This is a genomic window from Anatilimnocola aquadivae (assembly GCF_049819085.1).
GTDB lineage: Bacteria > Planctomycetota > Planctomycetia > Pirellulales > Pirellulaceae > Anatilimnocola.
In genome coordinates this window covers 518,775-540,542 of sequence record NZ_CP187419.1, presented here as the reverse complement: position 1 = coordinate 540,542, position 21,768 = coordinate 518,775, and the positions used below count along the sequence as shown (strand labels likewise).

The 21,768-nt window shown below is 59.6% G+C and carries 14 protein-coding genes; 8 read left to right on the top strand and 6 right to left on the bottom strand.

Features of this window, described 5'->3' with window-relative positions; all coding sequences use genetic code 11:
• Positions 1-125 precede the first annotated feature (125 nt).
• Together NA78x_RS02180 and NA78x_RS02175 are read left to right on the top strand one after the other, a co-directional pair.
• Positions 126-1,082, top strand: a complete 957-nt coding sequence (locus NA78x_RS02180; RefSeq protein ID WP_425616781.1) for a lysophospholipid acyltransferase family protein — start codon at positions 126-128, stop codon at positions 1,080-1,082.
• Positions 1,079-1,399, top strand: coding sequence for a Rieske (2Fe-2S) protein (locus NA78x_RS02175; protein ID WP_425616780.1), 321 nt, complete (start codon positions 1,079-1,081; stop codon positions 1,397-1,399). Before NA78x_RS02180 ends, NA78x_RS02175 begins: the two co-directional genes overlap by 4 nt.
• Before the next feature lie 24 nt (positions 1,400-1,423).
• Here the strand turns inward: NA78x_RS02175 and NA78x_RS02170 are convergent, their stop codons facing one another.
• The 3 genes from NA78x_RS02170 to NA78x_RS02160 all read right to left on the bottom strand — a co-directional run bounded on the left by NA78x_RS02170 (position 1,424) and on the right by NA78x_RS02160 (position 8,994).
• Positions 1,424-2,125, bottom strand: a complete 702-nt coding sequence (locus tag NA78x_RS02170) for a transglutaminase family protein (protein WP_425616779.1) — start codon at positions 2,123-2,125, stop codon at positions 1,424-1,426.
• Between the two features lie 353 nt (positions 2,126-2,478).
• Positions 2,479-8,622, bottom strand: a complete 6,144-nt coding sequence (locus NA78x_RS02165) for a hypothetical protein (protein WP_425616778.1) — start codon at positions 8,620-8,622, stop codon at positions 2,479-2,481.
• A gap of 96 nt (positions 8,623-8,718) precedes the next feature.
• Complete coding sequence (locus NA78x_RS02160) at positions 8,719-8,994, bottom strand: hypothetical protein (RefSeq protein WP_425616777.1); 276 nt, start codon at positions 8,992-8,994, stop codon at positions 8,719-8,721.
• Between NA78x_RS02160 and NA78x_RS02155 the strand changes: the two genes are divergently transcribed.
• The 3 genes from NA78x_RS02155 (at position 8,981) to NA78x_RS02145 (ending at position 12,746) form a co-directional block, all read left to right on the top strand.
• Positions 8,981-9,949, top strand: a complete 969-nt coding sequence (locus NA78x_RS02155) for an LCCL domain-containing protein (protein WP_425616776.1) — start codon at positions 8,981-8,983, stop codon at positions 9,947-9,949. The two genes, NA78x_RS02160 and NA78x_RS02155, sit on opposite strands and share 14 nt — an antisense overlap.
• A 10-nt stretch (positions 9,950-9,959) precedes the next feature.
• Entirely contained in the window at positions 9,960-10,868 is a 909-nt protein-coding gene (locus tag NA78x_RS02150) for a DUF1559 domain-containing protein (RefSeq protein ID WP_425616775.1), read from the top strand.
• Between the two features lie 237 nt (positions 10,869-11,105).
• On the top strand, positions 11,106-12,746 hold the full coding sequence (locus NA78x_RS02145; RefSeq protein ID WP_425616774.1) for a hypothetical protein: 1,641 nt from the start codon (positions 11,106-11,108) through the stop codon (positions 12,744-12,746).
• Positions 12,747-12,838: 92 nt separating this feature from the next.
• Here NA78x_RS02145 and NA78x_RS02140 read toward each other — a convergent pair whose 3' ends face one another.
• Both NA78x_RS02140 and NA78x_RS02135 read right to left on the bottom strand, forming a co-directional pair.
• The gene (locus NA78x_RS02140) at positions 12,839-13,450 is read right to left on the bottom strand and encodes a DUF6580 family putative transport protein (RefSeq protein WP_425616773.1); all 612 of its coding nucleotides are present in this window, start codon (positions 13,448-13,450) and stop codon (positions 12,839-12,841) included.
• A 72-nt stretch (positions 13,451-13,522) separates the two neighbouring features.
• Complete coding sequence (locus tag NA78x_RS02135; RefSeq protein WP_425616772.1) at positions 13,523-13,951, bottom strand: DUF4430 domain-containing protein; 429 nt, start codon at positions 13,949-13,951, stop codon at positions 13,523-13,525.
• Between the two features lie 110 nt (positions 13,952-14,061).
• On the opposite strand from NA78x_RS02135, the gene NA78x_RS02130 reads away from it, so the two are divergent.
• A complete protein-coding gene (locus tag NA78x_RS02130) occupies positions 14,062-16,206 on the top strand; it encodes a 3-hydroxyacyl-CoA dehydrogenase NAD-binding domain-containing protein (protein WP_425616771.1) in 2,145 nt (714 codons plus the stop codon).
• A gap of 30 nt (positions 16,207-16,236) precedes the next feature.
• Here NA78x_RS02130 and NA78x_RS02125 read toward each other — a convergent pair whose 3' ends face one another.
• Positions 16,237-17,553, bottom strand: a complete 1,317-nt coding sequence (locus tag NA78x_RS02125) for a PQQ-binding-like beta-propeller repeat protein (RefSeq protein ID WP_425616770.1) — start codon at positions 17,551-17,553, stop codon at positions 16,237-16,239.
• 189 nt (positions 17,554-17,742) lie between these two features.
• On the opposite strand from NA78x_RS02125, the gene NA78x_RS02120 reads away from it, so the two are divergent.
• Both NA78x_RS02120 and treZ read left to right on the top strand, forming a co-directional pair.
• On the top strand, positions 17,743-19,083 hold the full coding sequence (locus NA78x_RS02120; RefSeq protein WP_425616769.1) for a PQQ-binding-like beta-propeller repeat protein: 1,341 nt from the start codon (positions 17,743-17,745) through the stop codon (positions 19,081-19,083).
• Between the two features lie 172 nt (positions 19,084-19,255).
• Positions 19,256-20,986 carry a malto-oligosyltrehalose trehalohydrolase gene (treZ, locus tag NA78x_RS02115; protein WP_425616768.1) on the top strand — a complete coding sequence of 577 codons (1,731 nt, stop codon included), beginning with the start codon at positions 19,256-19,258 and terminating at the stop codon, positions 20,984-20,986.
• Positions 20,987-21,768: the final 782 nt, after the last annotated feature.

Sequence of the window (21,768 nt, the reverse complement as noted above, 5' to 3'; positions counted from 1 at the left end):
ACATCTCGACGGAGCGAAATGAGTACGTTGCTAGCACCAGATTCGATCTTTGCCCAATCGGACGATCGTGCAACAATCGCCCGGCTTCTGGTTGTTTTGTCAGCACGCGCGCGAAGGATCGTTCCGTGAGCATCCGCCGAGTTCTCGATTATCCGCTCTATATCCTGCTGCGAGTGATTATCGCAGTAGTGCAGGCGGTCCGAATCGAAACCTGCGTCGTGGGCTGCCGCTTCCTCGCCTGGCTGATGTACGACGTCGTGAAGATGCGCCGCAAACTAGTCGATGAGAACATCGCCCAGGCATTTCCGGAAAAGAGCCTGAACGAGCGGCATGCGATCGGCCGAGGCATGTGGGTCCATTTGCTGACGATGGTCTGCGAAATCGCTCACGCGCCACGCAAGATCCATGCGACCAATTGGCGCAAGTTCATCCATATTCACCGCAAGCGCGAGTTCGTGAAATATCTGCTGCTGCCGCGACCGCGCGTGCTCGTCTCGGCTCACTTCGGCAATTTTGAAGTGGCTGGCCTGATGAGCGGTCTGCTGGGAATCAGCACCTTCACCGTCACGCGCACGCTCGATAATCCCTATGTTGATCAGTTCGTGCTGCGGTTCCGCGAGCTCAATTGGCAGTTCATTCTGCCGAAGAAGGGTAGCGCCAATCAGGCCGATGCTGTGCTCACCAACAACGGCGCACTGGCCCTGCTGGGCGATCAAGATGCCGGACCCAAGGGCTGCTGGGTCGACTTTTTCGGTCGACCTGCATCCTGCCACAAAGCGCTCGGCATCTTTACGTTGGTCAGCAATGCGCCGATGATTCTCGTCTATTGTCGTCGTCAGCACGCGCCGATGCATTTCGAACTTGGGCTGGCCGATGTCGCCGACCCAGCGGCATTGCCACCCGGATGTGCCGACCTGAAGTCGCTCACGCAGTGGTACAATCGTGTGCTGGAAGACGAAATTCGCAAAGCCCCCGATCAGTATTGGTGGCTGCATCGTCGTTGGCGAGAACCGCCGCAACGAGCGAAAGCGAAAAAACTTGCTGCGGCCGAGATGCCGCTCGAACGACGCGAAGCCGCATGAACTGGATCACCGTAGCTCAGGCCAGCGATTGTCCCCCGGGCACCTCGCGCGAGTGCGTCGCCGCCGGTAACATCGTCGCCCTCTTCAATGTCGACGGCCAGTTCTTCGCCCTCGACGGCATCTGCCCGCATCAAGGGGGCCCGCTCGGCAAGGGGCGCCTCACTGGCTGCATCGTCACTTGCCCTTGGCACGGCTTTCAATTCGACGTGACCACTGGTCAGCACCAGACCAGCAAGTCGCTGGTGCATCCCTCGTTCCCCGTGCGCGTCGAGGGAAACGACGTGCAGGTGGGGATCGGTTCAAGTTCGCAGCTTTAATGTCAAGATTGGAAAGTGCGGTCGTTAGACTCCGACGCCGCTGAGCACGTGCTGCAGTTCGGTCATTGCTGCCAGGTCGTCGTGCCGCCCTTCCTTGGCGAACAGAGCCTGCAGGTTGGCGAGAATCCGGCCGAGCCATTGCGAGTGCGTGGCGGGAGCAAGATAGTTCTCGTCGCGCGGAATCTTGCGACCGGCAACTTGCTCTATCCGGCGAAAGGCTTCTTCGGTGGTCAGGGCCTGGCCACCATAGAAGGGGTCGATCAGCAACCAACCTTCGTCGGTTCGTACGCGGGCCAGGAAGTGTGCAGGCGAATTCACGCCTTCGATGTGCAGCCCGACTTTCTCGCCCACAGCTTTGTAAAGCAGGGCGAGAATGATGGGCAACCCGCGACGCGTGTTCAGCACCACCGGCACGTAGCTGTTGAGTGCGACATAGTAGTTGTCGAGATTGCCGACGAATCGCTCTTCTTCGAAGAAAACGTCGTGCAAATGTGCCAGCAGCGCATTGGGGTTGTCGCTACGACACTGTGACCGAATCTTGTCGGCCAGTTTGAGCACCGCCTGCTCCACCCGCTCGGGGGCGATATCGTCCAAAGCATGCAGCGAAACGGCGATGGCCGCTCGCAGTAACCCGTCGGTGGTGTTCAGGTCAGCCATTTGGTCGGCAAACCAACGATACGCTTCTGGCCGGCAGTACATGGGTTCAATCCCGGTCTCGTGGCGCATGAGAAGGGCTCACTTGCTGGAGAATTTAATGCGGACTGGCAGGTACAAATTGCAACGACTCAGGCGAGCAACGTGAAATCACGAGACTCACCACGCACACTTAGAATTGTTGGAGAGATACAATTCTTAATGGCATAATGATGACAAAACCAACATCAATTCTTGGTACCAGAAGCAGATTTTCGAGATTAAGTTCGCCCTACTTTTCGCAGCAATCTTGCCCGTGTCTCGCCCTGTAGCCGATAAGTTGTTACGGCTGTCGACTTTCCGTGTCGAACGAAAAATTTTCGGCGAAGCCCGATCCTTTTTGAGTCACCGTTCGTTTAGAGCTGTAACCTTGTTCGAAAACTTGCTTAGCGATCCCACTGACGCAGACGAGTCACGAGCGATTGCACCTGCGAGCGGTTCTTCTCGAAAAAGGCCAGCATCGCCAGGATGCAGATGCCCATTCCGATGCCGAATGCCCACCAAGGCCACACGTGCTCGATTGCGCGAGCGGCGTGCCACACCATGCTCATCATCGCGAGCAAGGTAAACACAGCGCCTAGGTAGAGAAACGCACGGATTCTCAAAAGTACTCCTGCCAGCGCGCCAGAAAGTGCTAAACAGGCCAGAATTATCGGTGGCCAAAGACCAAGCCCTGCGCGATGCAAAAAGATCTCAAACGTCGAGCTCACATAAATCACAATCAGCGACGCATAACGAATCGTTGATAACAGTTCGCTGCTCAATCGACTCCGGTTGATATGGGCTGCAATAAGCACCGCAACTGCGGGTGGTATTAACCAGAACTGGGGATGTTGCAGAATGCTCCAATGCGACTGATGCAAAAGTGACCATAGCGCGCCGTTGCCAGCGACCGCTGCCGCGAGGGCTGCCGACCACGATTTGCGCACGAGGCTCAGCAGCAAATACATGAGCCCCGCAGAGAACATCAGCAACGTGTAATCATAGTCTTCGCGGTTATGTACCACCCACAAGGCGAGGATTGGCAGCAGTGGCAGGAATGAGCCAGTCCGCTGAAACGGTTCCGCGAGCACCGGCAAGCGCAGACGCCAGAAGAGCTCTCCCAGGCCGACTCCCGCGAAGGCAATCGCCATGATGACATACGGCCAATAAGGCTTGAGGACATCGTCAAACCACATGGGTTTGCACAGATAGACGTGAGCGAAGAGCAGCCCGCCCACCAGCTGCGCTCCATACACGAACCACGTGCGGCGGTGCTGTTCGGCTCGTTCGTGTGCTCCCGGCGAAAGCGCCAGAGCAATCAGGCCGACGATGAATAGCACCAGCAACACCGCGACCGCGAGTACTTGAACGTCATCGACGCCCGCTCCCACGCTCGGCTCAAACAGGGAGATCTCACCGCCCAGCAAAGCGAGCAAGGTGGCAATCGCCAGCGCCGAGGAAACATAGCCGGCTCGCAGTGAACTCTTCAGCCACGATTCCTGGCGAAAGATGAACCGCGGCAGCACGAGGCCATACACAAACGTCAACACGGCCAGCACCATCAGCAGGCGGAAGGCGCGGGTCATCGACTCCATCAGTGACGAACCTGGCAGCAAGTCGGACCAGCCCAGATAAACGCAAGTCAAACCGCCGAGCAATAAAGCGGTGAGCTGAAAGCCCTCTTGGCGTTGTCGCTGAGCTAAGCAGGCAACGGCGTAACCGATGAGTGCTGGGGCAAAGGCAATCGCGACGCGCTGTTCGCGAGTCCACAGGTTTTGCATTCCATAGAACTCGAACACACAAATGCCAGCGCCAAGCAGCAGCGTGACCGTTGGCAGCCAGCGGTCGATGCGTGTGAGGCCGCCCACGGTATCACTGATTCCCAGCTTCTCGCCCCAGGCGGCAAGGTTCGCTCCAAAGCTCCACAGGTGACCGGCGAGAGCAATCACGCCCGCTAAGGCTAGTGCATGTAGACAAGCCATGGGGATTGTTGCTTGCTGCAATGGTGCCAGCGCCAAGGCGCAGGCGATCCAGAGCCAGACGAAGAGCATCGGGAAGATGTAAGTTGCCTGGCGATCCCAGAGCGAACCAATGTTGACGACTCCTAGCACCAGCCAGGTCACCGTTAGAGCAATCAGTCCGTAGTCGAAACCCGGTAGTCCGCTCAGATACCAGGTCGATCCCACGGAGAGCAAATGCCCGGCACTCGATAGTCCAAGGATGGTGGTGACGATCAGAATCGCCAGTGTGCCCGCGCGGGGTCCCGTCCAGCGAGGAGAAAAAACCTGCTGCAATTGGCGCTGAAAGCGAATCTCGATCCACTGCCACCAGCCGCCGATGACGATGGCGGCGAGCAGGCAGCCATTGATAGCGACGAGGAACGCCGAGTTGCCAAGCAATGTCCAGACCGACCGGCTGACCGTCCAAGGAACTGCTGCTGCGAGTGAGGCAAGGCAGAGCGAAGCGATTGCGTAGGGCTGACTCCGCCGCGCCAAGCCGAGCATGATCGCGACGAAACAGGTGCCCGCGATGATAAAGGTGGAGAAGAATGGCCTTTCGGGATCATGAAAGTTGCCACGGATCGCAAGAAACACCAGCAGACCGCACAGGGCAGCAGCAATCGCATGATGGGGCGCGAAGCCTCTACGCGGTACTGCGACCACATCGACAGAAGTTTGCGATGCCGCATGCCAGGCAACGGCGCCGCTGGTAAACAGGGCCATCAGCAGCCAGCCAACTTCGAGCGTGTGATAGGCAATCCATAAATTTAGAGCGACGAGAACTTCGGCGCGAATCGCGACCAGAGGAACAAACGCAATGCAGAGCGCCACGAGCACGCTCGCGCCGAGCGGCCAGCTTCGCTGAGCGCGCGAGATACCGAGCGCGACGAGTAGGGGGACTGCGATCAGGGTCAGGGAGACAATCGTCGACCAGTGAGCCACGTACATCGCTTCTGCGGGAAGCATGTCCGGCGCAGCGATGATGCAGGCAATCGACCAGACAACGGCAGCCAAACAGAGCAGCGTACTGACGCCGATGAACGTCTTGAAGAACTGTTCGTTGCGCAGCCTTTCGGAAGGGCGAGCTTGTGCGTGCGGCAGCAGCCAATGGGCGAGACCGAGCCAAAGGGCTGCGTAGATACTCGCAGCGAGAACATTCCATTGCAGGCCTTCGGCAGCGACCAGGCTCTCGGGAATGTTCTTGCCGGAGACGTGCAGCGTGAAGGCCAGATTCGCGGCCAGTTGAAATAGCAATCCACCGCCCAAGGCGAACGCAGGTTGTTTCTCTGTTATTGCCAAACCGAGAAACACAACCACGCCGAGCAAGATGGGTCCGGCATACGAGGCGGTCGGTCCCATCCACTCGAAGATCGAGCCTGTCTTGGGCGGATGCATCGGGATGCTGGACGCATTTTGCGCGACGGCAAAGATGGTAATCGCCAGGAGCGGCAAGACCCCGAGTATCAAAGGCTGGAAGCGGAACCATTCGAGCCAATGGTTTTCGAGCGGTTTCCAGCGGAGCCAGGACTGGGTTTGCAGCAGCTTTGCCAGGCGCTCGCGAGCGATATACAGACTCAGTAAGACAATGCCGTAGATGCCGAACAGCCAGCGAGCGGCCGAGGCCGTCGCATCCTCCGCCTGCCAAACCTGGGCAATCAAAAACAGGCTGGCCCAACCAGCCAGACAGAGACCGATGAGTTTGAGGCCGGTGATGCGATCGACAAGTGCGACGACTAGCGCGCCGATTACGGCAAGCACACCGACGGCCAAACGACCTTTATGCGATTGATCGAGCCACGGGATCTCTGCCGAAGTCAAATTCTTCGCGATGGCTCCCAATTCCCAGGCCATGCCCGTCCAGGCTGACGAAATGGTGAGCAGCAGGAGGAGAGCCACGCTGATGCCGAGCAAGGCGTGATCGCAGGCAGGAAATGGTGGATGCAACAGTTCGTAGAGTGCGGTTCCCGTGCGAGTAAAGCGGCGAACGATGCTCCAGGCACCAGCCGACGCAGCAAGGGCCAACAACTGCGCTTGCAGATTTTCGCCGCGCAAAAACCACAGATGGTCGACAGTGACGGGTGGCCAGCAGGCGGCGATCGCGAAGGCAATGGTGATGGTGGCCATCGCTTGGGCGACCGCCAGCGCTTCGGGCCAACGACGCGCGAGACAGACGATGCCCCAGATGCTGGTCGCGAGTGCAGCATAAATGGCATGCACGGCGAATCGGCCTGGCAAAACCCACAGCACAAACGGTGAAGCAGCCAGGATGGCGAGCGCAGCACCATGAGTGAGGGGCATGATGAGCCGCGAATACAGTTGGCTCGTCTTTTCCCAGGCAGCGAACTCTGTCGTCGACAGTTTCCAGCTGGGCCTGCTGAGCACCAAAGCGATGATGCTGAAGCTGGCCGCGGACAAGATCGTGGCCATCAGAATCCGTCGCTCAGGCAACAGATGCAATTGCAGCAGCAGTGCATAGACCGTGCTGTTTCGTTCGAGCAGTTGCACGAGCGCGACCCACAGCAGCGCCATGGCGGCAGAGATCGCAAATTCGTTGGTCAGGCGAATGGCAATCACAAACAGCGCGATCGCATAGACCAAAAACAGCGGTCCCGTGAGATCGCCATCGCCGGTCCAACCGGCAATCGGCACAAAGCCCGACCAGCCCGCGACCAGCAAGCTGAGGCCGCTCATCACGCCGCCTGTCAGCAAGTAAGCGAGGGCAATCTCGCGTTCACCGCGCACGTAGTGCCACGCGCCAACGCCCGCAATCGTCAGGGCAATCACCGTGAGCATCAAGCTCGTTCGCCCCAGCAGGGCAGCTTGAACCCAACTCAGTGGAGCTTCGCTAGAGACCAGTTGCAGCCACCAGAAGAAGCCAATGAGAACAGCCAGTGACAGCGCCGCAGCGGCCGCCGAATGCAGTGCGGGTAAACGAGTGCGGATGGCGATCACCAGCAGCCCGACTCCTGTGAGAAGAGCCACGTTGAGCATCAACTCGGGACGTGGCCAGGCGGCAACCCATAACAACAGTTGCGCGGCGACACCGACAATGGCGATTGCTGTTCCAGCGGTGCGAAACGTCGCCAGCGAGCGGGCCAGGGTGCGCCGATGCACAACGACGCCAATGGCGAGTGTCGAACTGGCGACCAAGGTCAGTAGCGGAGCCAGCCGCGCGAACGTGAACCACTGAGGCTCTACTTTGAAGATCAACAAACCAAGTGGTGGCACCAGGGCGAACAGACTGACACCCAGTACGAGAAATGTCTGCTCGATTCGTTTAGCCGACATCTTGCGCCAGGTTTGGGCGCGCCAGATTTGGCCGAGTGTGGCCACCAGATAGGAAGCAACCGGCAGCAACCCGAGGAAATTGATGACCGCACTGGAACTGTCGCTCATCGCTCCGCGGTTGATCACCACTTGTGCGAGACAGCAGCCGAGAATCGCGACGGAGAGACGCAGCGCTCCTTCACCCACGAGGACCCGACTGCCGGAGTAGGCAACCCAACCAAACACGCTCAGTCCCGTGAGCAAGGCGAAGATCAAGAGCGGATCGCCCAGCGGACGTTGCAATTCGCCTTGCCCTGAGAGCACCACGCCCGCACTAAAGCTGAGGGGCACGAGCAGCAGGGCAATGATCAGAATCGCGCGGCTGACCGCGGCCAGGTTCCAACGGCGTAGCGTGTAGAGGCCGGCGCTATGAAATAAGACCGTAAAGACCAAAAACAGCAACGCGGGAAAGTAGGGAATCCGCTGCAGTGTCTGACGCAAGCTGATGACGAGGCCGATTGCGCTGATCACAATCACCAGCCCGGCAATTACTTCGCCCCAGCGGATGTTGCTCTCTTCCATGAAGCTCTGCAGCATGTCTGCGAGCGTGCGAGAGGGTGTGATTTTTTCGCGAGGGGAAAGGGAAGCAGCGTCGCGAACGGAGATCGATGGTCCGGCCGAGGCCGAGACAACGGGGCGCGCCGGCAGGGGCGGCGGCTCGATTTCTTCCAACAAACTCGCATCGACAATTTCCGCCACGAGCGGTTCATCAGCGATGAAATGAAGCTTTGGCAGCGGTGGCGGCGTTACTTCCGGAATGGTCGATTGGGTCGACTCGACGGCGGGAGCAGTAGCAGCCGTTGACTCTTCAACCAGTATTGGCGGAATTGCTTCCTGGGGCTTGGTGTAGCGGGGCCAGCATTCTTCCGGCACTTGCTCGCCCAATCGCGCCAAGTCGTGATTGAGCACCTTCAGCAGGCTAGTGCATTGTTCGTACGGCAGATGTCCGGCAGCGTGCAAGCGGTTCAACTGCCGGGCGGTGCCGATCAGTTCGTCGCGTGTGCGATTGGCCACTGAGACCAAGGGAACCGCGCCGCAATGCGTGCAGCGGCCATTCATCAGGGCGATGCGTCCACACTTGTTGCAACGGGCAGCATCGGTGTTGGTGGTCAGGGCTCGAAAGATCATCGCAAAGAAGAGCCAGCTGACGTGACCAACGACGGTGACGATACCCAGCAAGATTGCGAGTCCGCACAGCAGTCCGGCGATTTCGCTGTTCATTCCAATCACCACCCGTGGCAGATCTGCCGAGAAGCATCGTTGGTTCTGGGCTCGGCCGACGCGAATGCGCGCAGCGCGAGCCCTACCACTTCTCTCTTAGGCAAATTTACCCACCGAAATTGGCGCGAGTTGCCGAATATTCGTCAAAAAGGTCATCAATTCCCGATCGCTCGCTAGGTTTGCGCGGTCTTTACCCGGGCGAGGCGAATCTTTTACGTCGGGCTCAAGTTGTGTCATCAGGCTGCCTGTTGGGCGTAAAGCGAGCGTAACGAATATTCGCAACGAAGCTTGCTCGGCATGTTCGGTGGCGGGATGATGACCGGCTGGCAGTAAAACAAACCGAGGCGAGGGTAAGGCGATGGCGATTTTCACGCGAGCATGCTGCGGACTGATGTTGGTGCTTGGTGTGCCCCTACTTGGTGCCGGGCAGACGCACCCCGCGGCCGAGAAGACGCCGGCCGTTGATCCTCGCAGCGTGCATCTGGCCTTTACCGATGGCAGCCATTTGAAGGTTATGCTAGCCGAAGAAACCATCGAGCTGCAAACGCCGCACGGCAAGCTGTCGTTCCCGATTGGCGATATCCAGCGCATTGAGTTCGCGCAGCGAGTCTCGGAAGAAACTTCGCTGGCCATCGATCAAGACATCGGTAAGCTCGGTCACGACGATTACAAAACGCGTGAAGCGGCCATGGCCAGGCTGCTCGAGCGAAAAGAAAAGAGCTTCGCCCCGCTACTGCGAGCCGCGCGCAGCCAGACCGATGCCGAGATGCGCGCGAGAATTGATCAACTGGTCGACAGACTGCGGCAGACAATTCCCGAAGAGCAGTTGAACGTCCGCTTGAACGACGTTGTCTACACAGCCGACTCGAAGATTGCCGGCAGGTTATCGGCCGGCAGCTTTAAGATCAGTTCGGCGCAGTTCGGTCAGCTGCAACTCAAATTGGCTGATATCCGCGAACTGCGGTCGCAAGCGGCGGGACCAGCCATCGATGAAATCGATCCCAAACTGATTCAGGCCGATCCTGGCAACATGCTCAGCCATCAATACGAGCTTGGCAAGACGTTTTACTATCGCGTCACCGGCAGTCAGCACGGCACTTGCTACGGCACCGACGTCTACACGACCGATAGCTCCATCGCGGCGGCCGCGGTTCACATGGGCTTGCTCAAGCCGGGCGAAACGGGCGTCATGATCGTCTCGGTAATCGCCTCGCCACCTGCCTTCGTCAGTTCCTCGCGGAACGGTGTGAGCAGCAGTAGCTGGAGCCAATACACCGCCGCCTACACGATGAAGAAGGCCAGGTTGGCCAATGCGAACTCGCCGTAGGTACACGTGAATGGTCCTCACGCCCATGACAGCCACGCTCGAGCAATCGCCAGCGATTGAACGCTCTGCCAAGAGCAGCACCTTCACCCTGCGTGAATTGCTGCTGCAAATCTCTTGGCTGGCGATCCTGCTGGCCCTGTTTCGAGCAGGCGGCACCGAACTGCTAATCATCAGTGTGCCTGCCGTCCTGGCCAACCTTTCGGCATTCGCTTTTATCGGGCAGAGTCCTCGCTGGTGCTGGCAAATCCTGGCGACAACCATCGTTGTGAGTGTGATAGCGGTGTTTTTGAGTCCTCTGGATATCGCGAGAGGCATACCATACCGCCAAGGGGCGGCGGAAAACAACCTGAAGCAAGTCGGCATCGCACTTGCGATCCACGAATCTGCGAAGGGAAACCGCCCGCCCATCACAATCGAGAAGACCGGGGGCGCGGTGCACAGTTGGCGAAGCACACTGCTCGACTCTCTTGGCCGGCCCGACATTGCCGAAAGCTACGACTGGGATGAAGCATGGGACGGGCCTAATAACGCCGCTCTCCACCAAACGAAGATCAGCACTTGCCAATTTCGTTATGGCCCGGCCGGTGTATCACCAACGGACGTAGCATTTCTCGCAATCACCGTTCCTGGCGGCTATCCCGACGGAAGCTTTTTCGTCGTCGAAGTTCCCAATAGTGGCATCAACTTCTTTGAGCCGCGCGACATCAGTTTGCAAGATCTATCGCAGCCTGGTTGTCGGGGAGTCCACAAGAATGGCACGTCGACACACATCCTCTGGCCCGATGGCTCCGTCGAACTGGTCGCGGTGACGAAGTTGCCTGATCGCATTAACCAGAAACTGCGGGAGCGACGCGCTTTCGCCATTCGGCAGCAAAACCAGCTGTCCAGCCCGGGAAATCGGCCCAAACAGCCCGATTAGCCGCGGAATCGACCAATGTTGATTGACATCGCCGTTTTGCAGCGACTAATTTATCTAGAGGGGCATTTGACCGGGGGTGGCCGCGCGGGCTTGATCGTCAGGATTTCCGTCGCGAAAGCCAATGGTTGCCGCAGGGTAGTTTGTCGACCTTATCTCCTTCGACAAGCTCACTTTGCACGAGGCAGCAACCAGTGCCGATTCCGGCCGCAGTCGCCCTACAGCAAGAGGAACAGGATCATGCAGGTGTTTTCCCGGGTCGCGTTGTTTTTGGTTGGCTCAGCTGGCCTCTGTCTGGCCGCGGTTGCACAGGCCCAAGAGCCCGCCCCCGCCGCCAATAACTTGATCGCCTCTGCCGAGCCCGATGCCAACGGCTTTCTGGTGCTGCCGCTCCCCAAGCCGGGCGCCGGCGAAACCCTGGGGCAGTTCGAATCGCGGAAGACCCAAGTCAAAACGCGGGTGCTGAACGCCATTCGCGCCGATTTGCCCCTCGGCGAAAACGCCTTGATGGTCGAGAAGTACTTCAACAACTTCGAATTTCGCACGCTGACCCAAACCACGCCCGAAGCGCTCGATGCCTTGCCCAAGGCCCGGTTCGACTTCTTCAAGTACTACATTTTCGTCTGCAAGAATCAGGAAACGCACCAGGAGATGGTCCGCCTGACGTTCAACATGATGCAGCAGATCGTTAACAACAACTTTCACCCCGTCGTTCGCTACAACGCCATGATCATGATTGGCGACCTGAACGAACAGGAAGTGCTGCGATTTGGCAGCGACCTGAAGTTGCCCGAACCCTATGCCGCCACGCTGCCGTTTATGGTTGACCGGTTGGATGACGCGCGGACTCCCGATCCGGTAAAGATCGCCGCCCTCGTGGGCATTCTGCGTCATTTGGAATGGGAACCCTACCGCGGCGCTCCGCTGCCCGCTGGTACCCGCACCACGATGCTCAACGCACTCGTCAAGCTGGCTGAAATGAAGGATCCACCTGCAGGCCGCACCGCTGAGGGTCAGCAATGGCTTCGTCGCCGCGCCATCGAGGCCCTGGGCCTGGCCAGCGTCACCACTGCCACCCCCGCGGCTGTCACCGCGATCGAGAAGGTGCTGAAGGACTCGTCGGAACCATTGGCACTGCGTTGCTCGGCCGCGATGGCGATGGGACGAGCCAATGTGCCCGCCAACCACAAAGTCGATGCCAACGAACTGTCTCGCTTGCTGGCGAACTTGGCTGCAACCTCGGTCAAGACGGAGTTCGAGCGGCTGATTGCCATGAACCAGAAGGAAAAAGAACATGCCGCCGTGTATGCCACGATTGGCTCCGGTACTGGTGGCGGCAACTTCGGCGGGCCGGGTGGCGGCGAAGGTTTCGCACGGCCGGCCATGATGCCGCCCATGGGTGGTATCGACGGCATGATTGGCCCCGGGGGTATGAATCAATTTGCGGAAGACCCCAAGGCGTACCGACTGGATGCCGTTCGCAAACGTCTGCGTTATCAGCTGCACTGCGTGCAGACCGGCCTCGGACATCCGCTCGATAAGACCGGCACGCCGCCGAATCCGAATATCCGCAAGGGTGCGCAGCGTCTAGCTACAAATGCCGCCGAACGTAAAGCCGCAGAAGACTTGCTCGCCGCCGTCAACAAGCTGGCTGATATCGTCGAGAAAAACAGGACCGATCTGGCTCAACTCGAAACCACGATGCTCACCGAGTCAAAGATGCTGGAAGCGGCGATTGCCCGCACGGTTCCCGCACCGGCACCAGCCGAAGCTGCTCCGGCAGCGCCCGGTCAGCCCGCCGCTCCCGGTGCCCCGGCTGCCAAGCCCGCAGCAGCCAGCGACGACGATCTGCTCGGCGGCGCTGCACCCGCGAAGAAGTAAGCTCGCTCCGCGAGTGGTAATTCGATCTCTCTTTGCATTCGTCCTGTCGGGACGAATGCCGGCGGAGCGTTGCAACTACACTCAGCAGGACATCACACCCGGGCCAGTTCGGTCTGTGGCAATTCGCCACGCACCCAACCCGCTGAGACGGCAAACGCATAGCTGCCAAACAGTGCGAAGGCGAAGAACAAGTCGCCGAGCAGTGTGTTGCGGAAGAAGGGAAGCCCCTGCTGGTAGCAGTGCATCAGCCCTTCAAGATCGTGCGAGTACATGGTCGACCATGGCAGCCAGGCGAAGTTCGTCGCCAGGAAGAACAGGACCGACGAAACCAGGCTGCACCCAACGAGGGCGAGCACGCTGCCCACGATCCCGGCCAGGCCCGACGAACGCTCGAGGCGAACCCACTTTCGCAGCCAGCCGCTCCAAACCATGGGGAGCATGATCATCGCATAGACGATGACCATCATTTGCCACTCGTAACCGCCGAGGAAGGCGTCGGCGATGGTCATCGAGAGCCAAGGAGCCAGCGCGGCGACCCACCAGCGATGAAAGAAATAGCCAGCAAACAGCGAGATGGCCGCGATGGGGGCGAAGTTGGGCAGTTCGGGCCCGAGCACAATGCGAACCCCAGCGCCCAGGGTGACCAGCAGGGCGAGAACCAGCGATTCGACGAGCAACGAACGATTCATCACAACCTTCTTCATTACGGACTCCCGCCAGGCGGCGCTGCAAAGGTGCGAGGCTCCTTCGGTTAGAAGTACCCCAGGACGGCGATTTTAGCGGTAATTTCCGAACTTCCACAAGAGCGTGTCACCGGCCTGCACCTCATACACGCCACAGCTGCGGTCGGCCAACTTGCCGTTCACCTCGTACAGCCAGCTGTTGCCGCCAGCCTGATTACTCAGGTCATCGATGGCTGTCACCAGCACGGTGGCTCCCGAGCCTCGATGCTTGAACTTCACCCCACGCGGGTGCTTGGCCGCCGCTTCGAGCACCTCCAGGGCGGTCTGCTTTTCCTTCCAGGGAATGGCCGTGAACTGCCTTTTTGACCCATCGCCATAGTCGATTGTCAGCTGAACGGTCTTCACTTCGAGGGGCGGCAGAATCTTGACTGGGGCCGGCTCTTGAGCCACAGCCACACTCACCCCCAGCATCAAAATCGCCGTGACAAGCATCCGTCGACCAATCAGTTCTGTATTGTTCATATCTCTTTCACTTCTCTCTTTCACTTCGCCTTCCGCCCTCGCCCACCGCAGCCTTGGCGGCTAGATTGCGAGAGACACTTCCGATCGACCTGGTACAAGGATTGACGCTGGTGACCGCTGGTTCCGCCCCGATTTTACCGACAATCAAGCTTTCGTTCCCGCGAGCCGGCATTGCCTTGCTCAGTGTCGATCTACCGGGCAAGTCGGCCAACGTGTTGTCGGCTGCCGTGGTCGCCGATCTGCAATCGCACTTGCAAACCTTGCGTGCAACACCCGACCTGCAAGGAATTATTTTAGCCTCCGGCAAGCCGGGAACCTTCATCGCCGGCGCGGATATTCGAGAATTTGTCGGCTTGATGGACCAGCCCACGAATGTGGCGGAACTGTGTCGCCGCGGTCAGACGTTGCTCGCACAGCTGACGGAGCTTGCTGCGGTCAGTGTCGCGGCCATCGATGGCGTCTGCCTGGGTGGCGGACTGGAACTGGCCCTCGCTTGCGACCGGCGGATTGTCACTACCAATCCCAAGACGCAGCTGGGCCTGCCGGAAGTCAAGCTCGGCCTCATTCCAGGCTGGGGTGGCTGTGCTCGCTTACCGCGGCTCGTGGGGCCAGCGGCGGCCGTCGAGATGATCACCACCGGCAATCCGCTGTCGGCGGCAGCTGCCGTGCAATTGGGCCTCGCCGACGAAGTGGTGGGCAGCGAACAGTTGCTGGCAGCGGCGGTAGCGATTGTCGAACGAGAAGCAAAATCAAAAGCCTATTTGACCGATCGTCAGCGATTGAGCCAAGGGACGCGCATGACCGGGGCGGATCTCGATTTTCTCCGCTTCACCACTGCCCCCAAGTTGGCCCCCGAGGCCGAACATCAGCCTGCGGCCATGACGGCGCTGAACTTGATTGTCGATACTGCCCCCGCCGATTTGGCCACGGCACTCGCGGCCGAGACCACGGCCTTCAGTCAGCTATTTGGGTCGCCAGCCAATCGCGCGCTCGTGCATGTCTTCTTTTTGCAGGACTACAACAAGCACGTGCAGGCCAGTGCAGCAGCCACCGCGCGGCCGGCGCAGAGCGTGAGTGTGCTCGGCGCGGGGATCATGGGAATCGGCATTGCCGCTGCGGCGCTGCGCGCGGGTTTGCAAGTTCGCTTGGGCGATGCCGACCAAGCGCGGCTAGCCGGCGCGTGTACCGATGCAGTTCAGGAAGCCTCGTACGATCCGGCGAGCAAGGCCGTAGATCCCGAGCGGGCCAGCCAGCTGACCGCGAATATGGCCGCGGTGCTTAGCGATACTGATCTCGCCGCCAGCGACGTGCTGATTGAAGCGATCATCGAAAACTATGAGATCAAAGTCGCGGTGCTGCAAAAGCTGGAAGCTCTGCAACCTGCGAATGCGATTCTCGCTTCCAACACGTCGTCGATTCCCATTTCGCGACTTGGCAGCGCGTTGCAGCGGCCCGATCGCTTTTGCGGGATGCACTTTTTCAATCCCGTCAAACGGATGAAGCTGGTCGAAGTCATTCGTGGCGAACAGACCAGCGACGACACCATTTCCGCAGCGATTGCCCTCGCGCGCAAACTCGGCAAGATGCCGGTCGTGGTTGCCGATGGCCCCGGCTTTCTCGTCAATCGCCTGCTATCGCCTTACCTAAACGAATCGATCGAACTGTTGCACGACGGTCACTCGCCGCGCGAGATCGACGAGGCAGCAGTCGCCTATGGCATGCCGCTTGGCCCACTGGCGCTCTACGACCTCGTCGGACTGGATACTGCCTTCTACGCGGGCCGAACCATGTACGAAGCCTGGCCTGACCGCGTCCGTGCGTCGCCAATATTGCCGGCGCTCATCAAGCGCAAGCGGCTCGGCCGCAAAAGTGGTTCAGGCTTCTTTGCTTACCGCGAAGCAGTGCAGGAGCCGCTCGACGACGAAGGTACGGCACAGATTCTGAAACAGTATGTGCGCCGCGAAGATCGGCTGCCGCTTGAGCTGTTACAGGACCGACTGCTGCTGCCGATGCTGCTTGAAGCGTGCCGCGTGCTGGAAGAAGAACGCGTGCGCGATGCCCGCGATATCGACCTGGGGGTGATCTTCGGCCTGGGCTTTCCCGCCTTTCGCGGCGGCATTCTGCACTGGGCCCAAGGCCTCGGCGGCGCTGCGATCCTGCGCAAACTCGAGCCCTGGCGCAACCGCGGCCTGCGCTACGAGCCACCGCAACTGGTGCTCGACTGGGCCGCTGGCAAGCGCCAACTCACCGCGTGACGGATTCGCTCGACGTCGGGCTACTTGAACTTACTCCGCTGCCAGGCTGGCGCAGACAAGTTCGTCGTCGTTGCGGGCAAAGACGCACTTGTTGGCGAAGCCAGGGTGCGACCAGCAGACGCCGCCCCGTTGGCGAAGCTGTTCGAGTGTGGGCTCGATTAACTTCGCGCGACTGATTTCGTCGTAGCCCTGCGGACTCAGTTTGGCGATGATCAATTCGCCGCGTTCGTTAAACAAGAAGTAACGGTCGCCGTTCTTCACGAAGTGAATGGTGCTCCAGCGCGCCTTGGGAACCGCGGTCGTGTTCTCCCAAACTCGGTCGCCCGTCTTGGCATCGAGGCAGCGGAGTTCGCCATAGCTGTCGACGCCGTAGATATAGCCATTCTCGAATACGGGCGTGCTGATGATGGAGTGCAGGGCGTCGGTGTTTCGTTCGTCACGGCCGATCACGTGCCACAACTTTTCAGCCTTGGCCGTCTCGCGATCGAGCTTCAGGAGCAACGAGCCATCGTAGAACGAAGTGAAGAACACGCGATCTCCTTCGATGACCGGCGTCGCCACACCAATGGGCATGTTCCGCGGCTTCCAGGCCTCGGACCATTGCGGCTTGCCATCCTTCACGTCCAAGCCCGTGACACTATCGCCGGTCCAGCAGATGGCGACGCGCTTGCCACCCTGATCGACGACGAGCGGCGTCGAATACTGACCACGATCGTTGAGCGCTTGCCAGACATCAGCGCCGGTGTCTTTATTCACCGCCACGATGCAGGCCCCGTTCTTCCCGCCAATATGCAACAGCAGCAAGTCGCCTTCGACCAATGGCGCGGCGGTGATGCCCCAAATGGGCATCGCAATTTGATAGTCGGTTTCGAGATCTCGCTTCCAAAGGATCTTGCCGCTCGCTGCGTCCAGACAATGAAGCCAACCGGTCGCTCCGAGCGCGTACGCTTTGCCGGCGTCGATGGTCACCGAAGCGCGCGGCCCGGCAGCATAGCCCACTTTGCCATACTCGCAGGGATACGAAACCATCCAGACGGGCGCGCCTGTCTGTTCGTCGAAGCAGTGAATTCGCTCTTCCGGCTTGTTGCGGTCCGGCACGCGATCCGTCACGTACACCTTGCCGCCAGCAATCGTCGGGCCGGTGTACCCCGCGCCAATCTTCGCCCGCCACTTGATGGCTAGCTGAGGCTCTTTGAACTTTTCGACCAGGCCCGTCTCGTGCCAGACGCCGTCCCGATTCGACCCGCGCCACTGCGGCCAATCTTCAGCTTGCAACTTGCTGTCGACTAGCAGGCCAGCACAGGCCACAAACAGCACGAAACCGAAACCAAGACGGAAAGTTTGCATCGCGGAGACTCGCGTGGTGATCAGGACCAGCAGATTTGCTTCTTCGGTTATATCGCGCGGCGCGAACCGTGGGGCAGCGCTGGCGCTCTTTTCGCTGTCGCATTGCTGGCGGCCAGCGGTCTATAATCGGCGAGATTGCCCACCTATCCTTTCCGCTCAGCCCGTTTCCTTCCCCCGGGAGATCAGCCAATGCGTCGTTCGTTTTCCATTCCCTCCCTTGTGACTCTCGCGGCAGTTCTAGCGACCGGTACCGCCTGCTGCTGGAACTTCGCCAGTGCCAAAGCGCCCGACAAGCCCGGCAGTAAGAACGCCGCCAACATCGAAGCCGAACGAGGCGAGTGGTCTCGCTGGCGGGGCCCGAACGGCGACGGCATCAGCTACGAAACGGGCCTGCTGAGCGAGTGGCCCGAAGAAGGTCCGCCGCTGGCCTGGCATGCCAAAGGCTTTGGCAAAGGGATGTCGAGCGTAGCGGTGAAGGGTGGCAAGGTTTATACGCTCGGCAACTTGAAGGGCAAAACGCAGCTAATCGCCGCCGATATCAAAGACGGCGCGATTCTTTGGTCGACCGAAGTTGGCAGCGGGAGCAATCCCAATTGCACACCCACCGTCGATGGTGAACTGGTCTTCACGCTCACTCACGGTGGCGACCTGGCGTGCTGCAAGGCCGATAGTGGCGACCTGGTTTGGAAAAAGAACTTTGCCCAGGACTTCAGCGGCAAGATGATGTCGGGCTGGGGCTACAGCGAATCTCCGCTGGTCGATGGCGATCGCGTGATCTGCACTCCCGGTGGTCAAGGCGCTCTGCTGGTGGCGCTCGATCGCAAGACGGGCGAAAAGATCTGGGAGTCCGCTGCGCCGGGCGACCTCGGCCGCAAAGGCAAAGACGGCGCGGGCTACGCTTCCGTCGTCATCAGCAACGGTGCTGGCGTCAAGCAATACATCACGCTGACCGGACGTGGCATCGTGAGTGTTGATGCGGCCACCGGCAAACTGCTGTGGCATTACAACGACGTGGCCAATGGCACCGCGAACATTCCCACGCCCATCATCAGCGGCGATTATGTTTTTTGCAGCAGCGGTTATGGCGATGGCGGGACGGCTCTGCTCAAGATCACGAAGGACGGCAGCGAACTGAAGGCCAACGAAGAGTACTATTTCTCCGCCAAGGAAATGCAGAACCATCACGGCGGCATGATCCTCCTGGATGGTCACGTCTACATGGGGCACGGCCACAACAACGGCTTCCCACTCTGTGTTGACCTGAAGACGGGCAAAGACGCCTGGCGTCCTGGTCGCGGCGCGGGGAGCGGTTCCGCCGCAATTGCGTACGCCGACGGGCATCTCTACTTCCGCTATCAAGACGCGACGATGGCGCTGATTGAAGCCACGCCGAAGGACTACGTCCAGAAGGGGAAGTTCAAGATCGCCACCAAGAACGGCGAAAGCTGGCCACACCCCGTCATCGCCGGCGGCAAGCTTTACCTGCGCGATCAAGACTCGCTGCTGTGCTACGACATCAAACAGAAGTGATGCGCGCCAGGCTCGACGATCCAACTCTCTAGCTAACAACTTGATCCCCCTTGCTGCGGCTTGCCTGTCCATGGAACATGCAGGGGAGCGTTGGTTGAGGCAGGTTGCTCCCTTCGGGCGATCGTTGCCTCACCGTACCTAACCTTGAACGACAACTGGGCAGGCAGGTGTGATGTTTCGACTATGGGCGCCGCGGGCGCAGCGCGTGGAACTGGTGCTGGAGAAATCGCGGCATTCGCTCCAACAAAGTTCGCATGGCTGGTGGGAAATTGACTTGCCAGAGGTTGGTCCGGGAACCGACTATCGCTATTCACTGGACGGAGGTCCGCCCCGTCCCGACCCGCGGTCTGCCTGGCAACCTTACGGCGTGCATGGTCCTTCGCGGACAGTCGATCAAAGCGCGTTCGCTTGGACCGACCGGCGCTGGCAGGCCCCACCCTTTGCGTCGGCGGTGCTCTACGAGTTGCATATTGGCACCTTCTCGCCGGCAGGGACCTTCGACGGGGCGATCGACAAGTTGGATCACCTGGTGGACCTCGGGGTCACGCATGTCGAGATCATGCCGGTCGCGGAATTTCATGGCGACCGAGGCTGGGGCTACGACGGCGTCGATCTGTTCGCGCCCAAGCATTCTTGGGGCGGACCCGAAGGACTGAAGCGTTTGGTCGACGCTTGTCACTCGCGCGGGCTCGCGGTCATTCTCGACGTCGTCTACAACCATCTCGGTCCCTCAGGAAACTACCTGAGCGAGTTCGGTCCGTACTTTACCAAGGAGCACAAGACGCCCTGGGGAGATGCGCTCAACTTCGACGGACCGTATTGCGATGAAGTGCGGCGATTCTTTTGCGACAACGCCCTGATGTGGCTGCGCGATTATCACATTGATGGTCTGCGGCTGGACGCGGTCCACGCGATTGTCGATACGTCGGCTCTTCCCTTCTTGGAGCAATTGGCGACGGAGGTCGACGAGCTCAAAGCGCATCTGGGACGCCATTTGGTGCTGATTGCCGAGAGTGACTCGAACGACCCGCGAGTGGTGCGGCCGTGGGAGATCGGCGGCTTTGGCATTGATGCCCAATGGACCGACGACGTGCATCATGCGATTCATGCTGTGCTCACCGGTGAGCGGGGTGGCTACTATGCCGATTTCGGCACGCTCGCCGATCTGGCCACCGCCATGCAGCAGCCTTACGTCTATGCCAACCGGCATTCGAGTTTTCGGCAACGACGGCATGGGCGTCCGCCGCTCGGGCTGTCGGGGAGCAAGTTTGTCGTCTTTTCGCAGAATCACGACCAGTGCGGCAACCGCGCGCGGGGCGAACGCCTGAGCCAGTTGGTGAGCCACGAGCGCTCGAAGATGGGGGCGGCGCTCATGATGCTCTCGCCGTTTGTGCCGCAATTGTTTCAGGGGCAGGAGTGGGCGGCTTCGTCACCCTTTCAATACTTTGTCGATTACGACGCGGAGCCTGAATTGGCGCAAGCCGTGGCCGACGGTCGCCGGCGTGAGTTTGCTGCCTTTGGTTGGCTGCCCGAAGATGTGCCCGACCCGCGCGAAAAGGCCACCTACGAGCGGTCGATCTTGAATTGGGAAGAGGTGAGCCAGTCGCCTCATGCCGATATGTTGCGCTGGTATCGGCAACTGACACGCCTCCGCCGCTCGACGAACTCCTTTACCGATGGCCGGCTCGATCTGATTGACACCACGTTCGACGAAGAGGCAGGCTGGCTGATTGTCGAACGCGGACCGATGACGAGCGTCTTCAATTTTGCCGCTACCCCGCAAACCGTTCCCCTCCGTAGCGGCCGGCCCCTGCTTTGCAAATTGAGCTCGAAAGCCGAAATCCAAATCGCCGCGAACGGCATTCACTTGCCGGCCGACACGGTGGTCGTGCTGGGGCCGTAAAAGCTCGCCTGGGCGAATCTCTGCTAACGGTGCGTAAGCCTGAGGCGGCTGAATCGTCCGCAACGTCCGTCAGTCCGGCACATCAATTGCTGAAAATATGATTGACAATCAATCACCACTTTTCGACAATGTCGGCATGTTCTTCGGAAATTTGGTGGAACGACCTGTGTGGTAAAGCAGGCCGACGCGGATGCGGCGCGCGCGTCATTCTTGGTCAGCAAGATTCGGAAACTGGGTGCCTGTAGCTCTCTGGAGCAGAACGACAGGCAACCAGTTTTGGCGTTTCGTTCGAGCTGATCGTCTCTGTGGATCTGCTGTAAGTGCTGATTCGCTGGTCGCAATGCTTTCAGTTTCTAGGGGGCATTAGCTTCCCTAGTGGCAACCGCAGCAGCAAGCCTCGCCGAGCCGACGCATGCCAAAATGGCAGTCTAAAGTGGTTATCAAACGGTTATCAAGAATTGGTGAAATAACCGGTTATCATTCGACCGAAGTCCAAGATAATAATCGGCTTAGGACTTATTTCGAAACGCGACAAATCGTGCGAAAAAGTTATCAAACTTGGATTGGTACCTGAGCTTTGGCGGGGAAACGCAGAGAAACAGCAAGGGAAGACTTCTGTTCATTCCTGGCTGAGGCGAATAGTCGGGCGGCACCTCTCGGAAGTCCCCCAAGTCACGACTTACGCCGAGTTGTTACCGGCGTTGGTTGCCCTCACTTCCGCGCGGGTGGTGATTCTTCATGGCGTAGTCCAGGCACCTGCGACGCGATGCTCGCAGCCCCTC

Excerpts from the sequence above, each read along its gene's own strand:
- NA78x_RS02175 (WP_425616780.1), top strand. The coding sequence starts at position 1,079 with ATGAACTGGATCACCGTAGCTCAGGCCAGCGATTGTCCCCCGGGCACC.
- NA78x_RS02170 (WP_425616779.1), bottom strand. The coding sequence starts at position 2,125 with ATGCGCCACGAGACCGGGATTGAACCCATGTACTGCCGGCCAGAAGCG.
- NA78x_RS02165 (WP_425616778.1), bottom strand. The coding sequence starts at position 8,622 with ATGAACAGCGAAATCGCCGGACTGCTGTGCGGACTCGCAATCTTGCTG.
- NA78x_RS02155 (WP_425616776.1), top strand. The coding sequence starts at position 8,981 with ATGGCGATTTTCACGCGAGCATGCTGCGGACTGATGTTGGTGCTTGGT.
- NA78x_RS02150 (WP_425616775.1), top strand. The coding sequence starts at position 9,960 with ATGGTCCTCACGCCCATGACAGCCACGCTCGAGCAATCGCCAGCGATT.
- NA78x_RS02145 (WP_425616774.1), top strand. The coding sequence starts at position 11,106 with ATGCAGGTGTTTTCCCGGGTCGCGTTGTTTTTGGTTGGCTCAGCTGGC.
- NA78x_RS02140 (WP_425616773.1), bottom strand. The coding sequence starts at position 13,450 with ATGAAGAAGGTTGTGATGAATCGTTCGTTGCTCGTCGAATCGCTGGTT.
- NA78x_RS02135 (WP_425616772.1), bottom strand. The coding sequence starts at position 13,951 with ATGAACAATACAGAACTGATTGGTCGACGGATGCTTGTCACGGCGATT.
- NA78x_RS02125 (WP_425616770.1), bottom strand. The coding sequence starts at position 17,553 with ATGCAAACTTTCCGTCTTGGTTTCGGTTTCGTGCTGTTTGTGGCCTGT.
- NA78x_RS02120 (WP_425616769.1), top strand. The coding sequence starts at position 17,743 with ATGCGTCGTTCGTTTTCCATTCCCTCCCTTGTGACTCTCGCGGCAGTT.
- treZ (WP_425616768.1), top strand. The coding sequence starts at position 19,256 with ATGTTTCGACTATGGGCGCCGCGGGCGCAGCGCGTGGAACTGGTGCTG.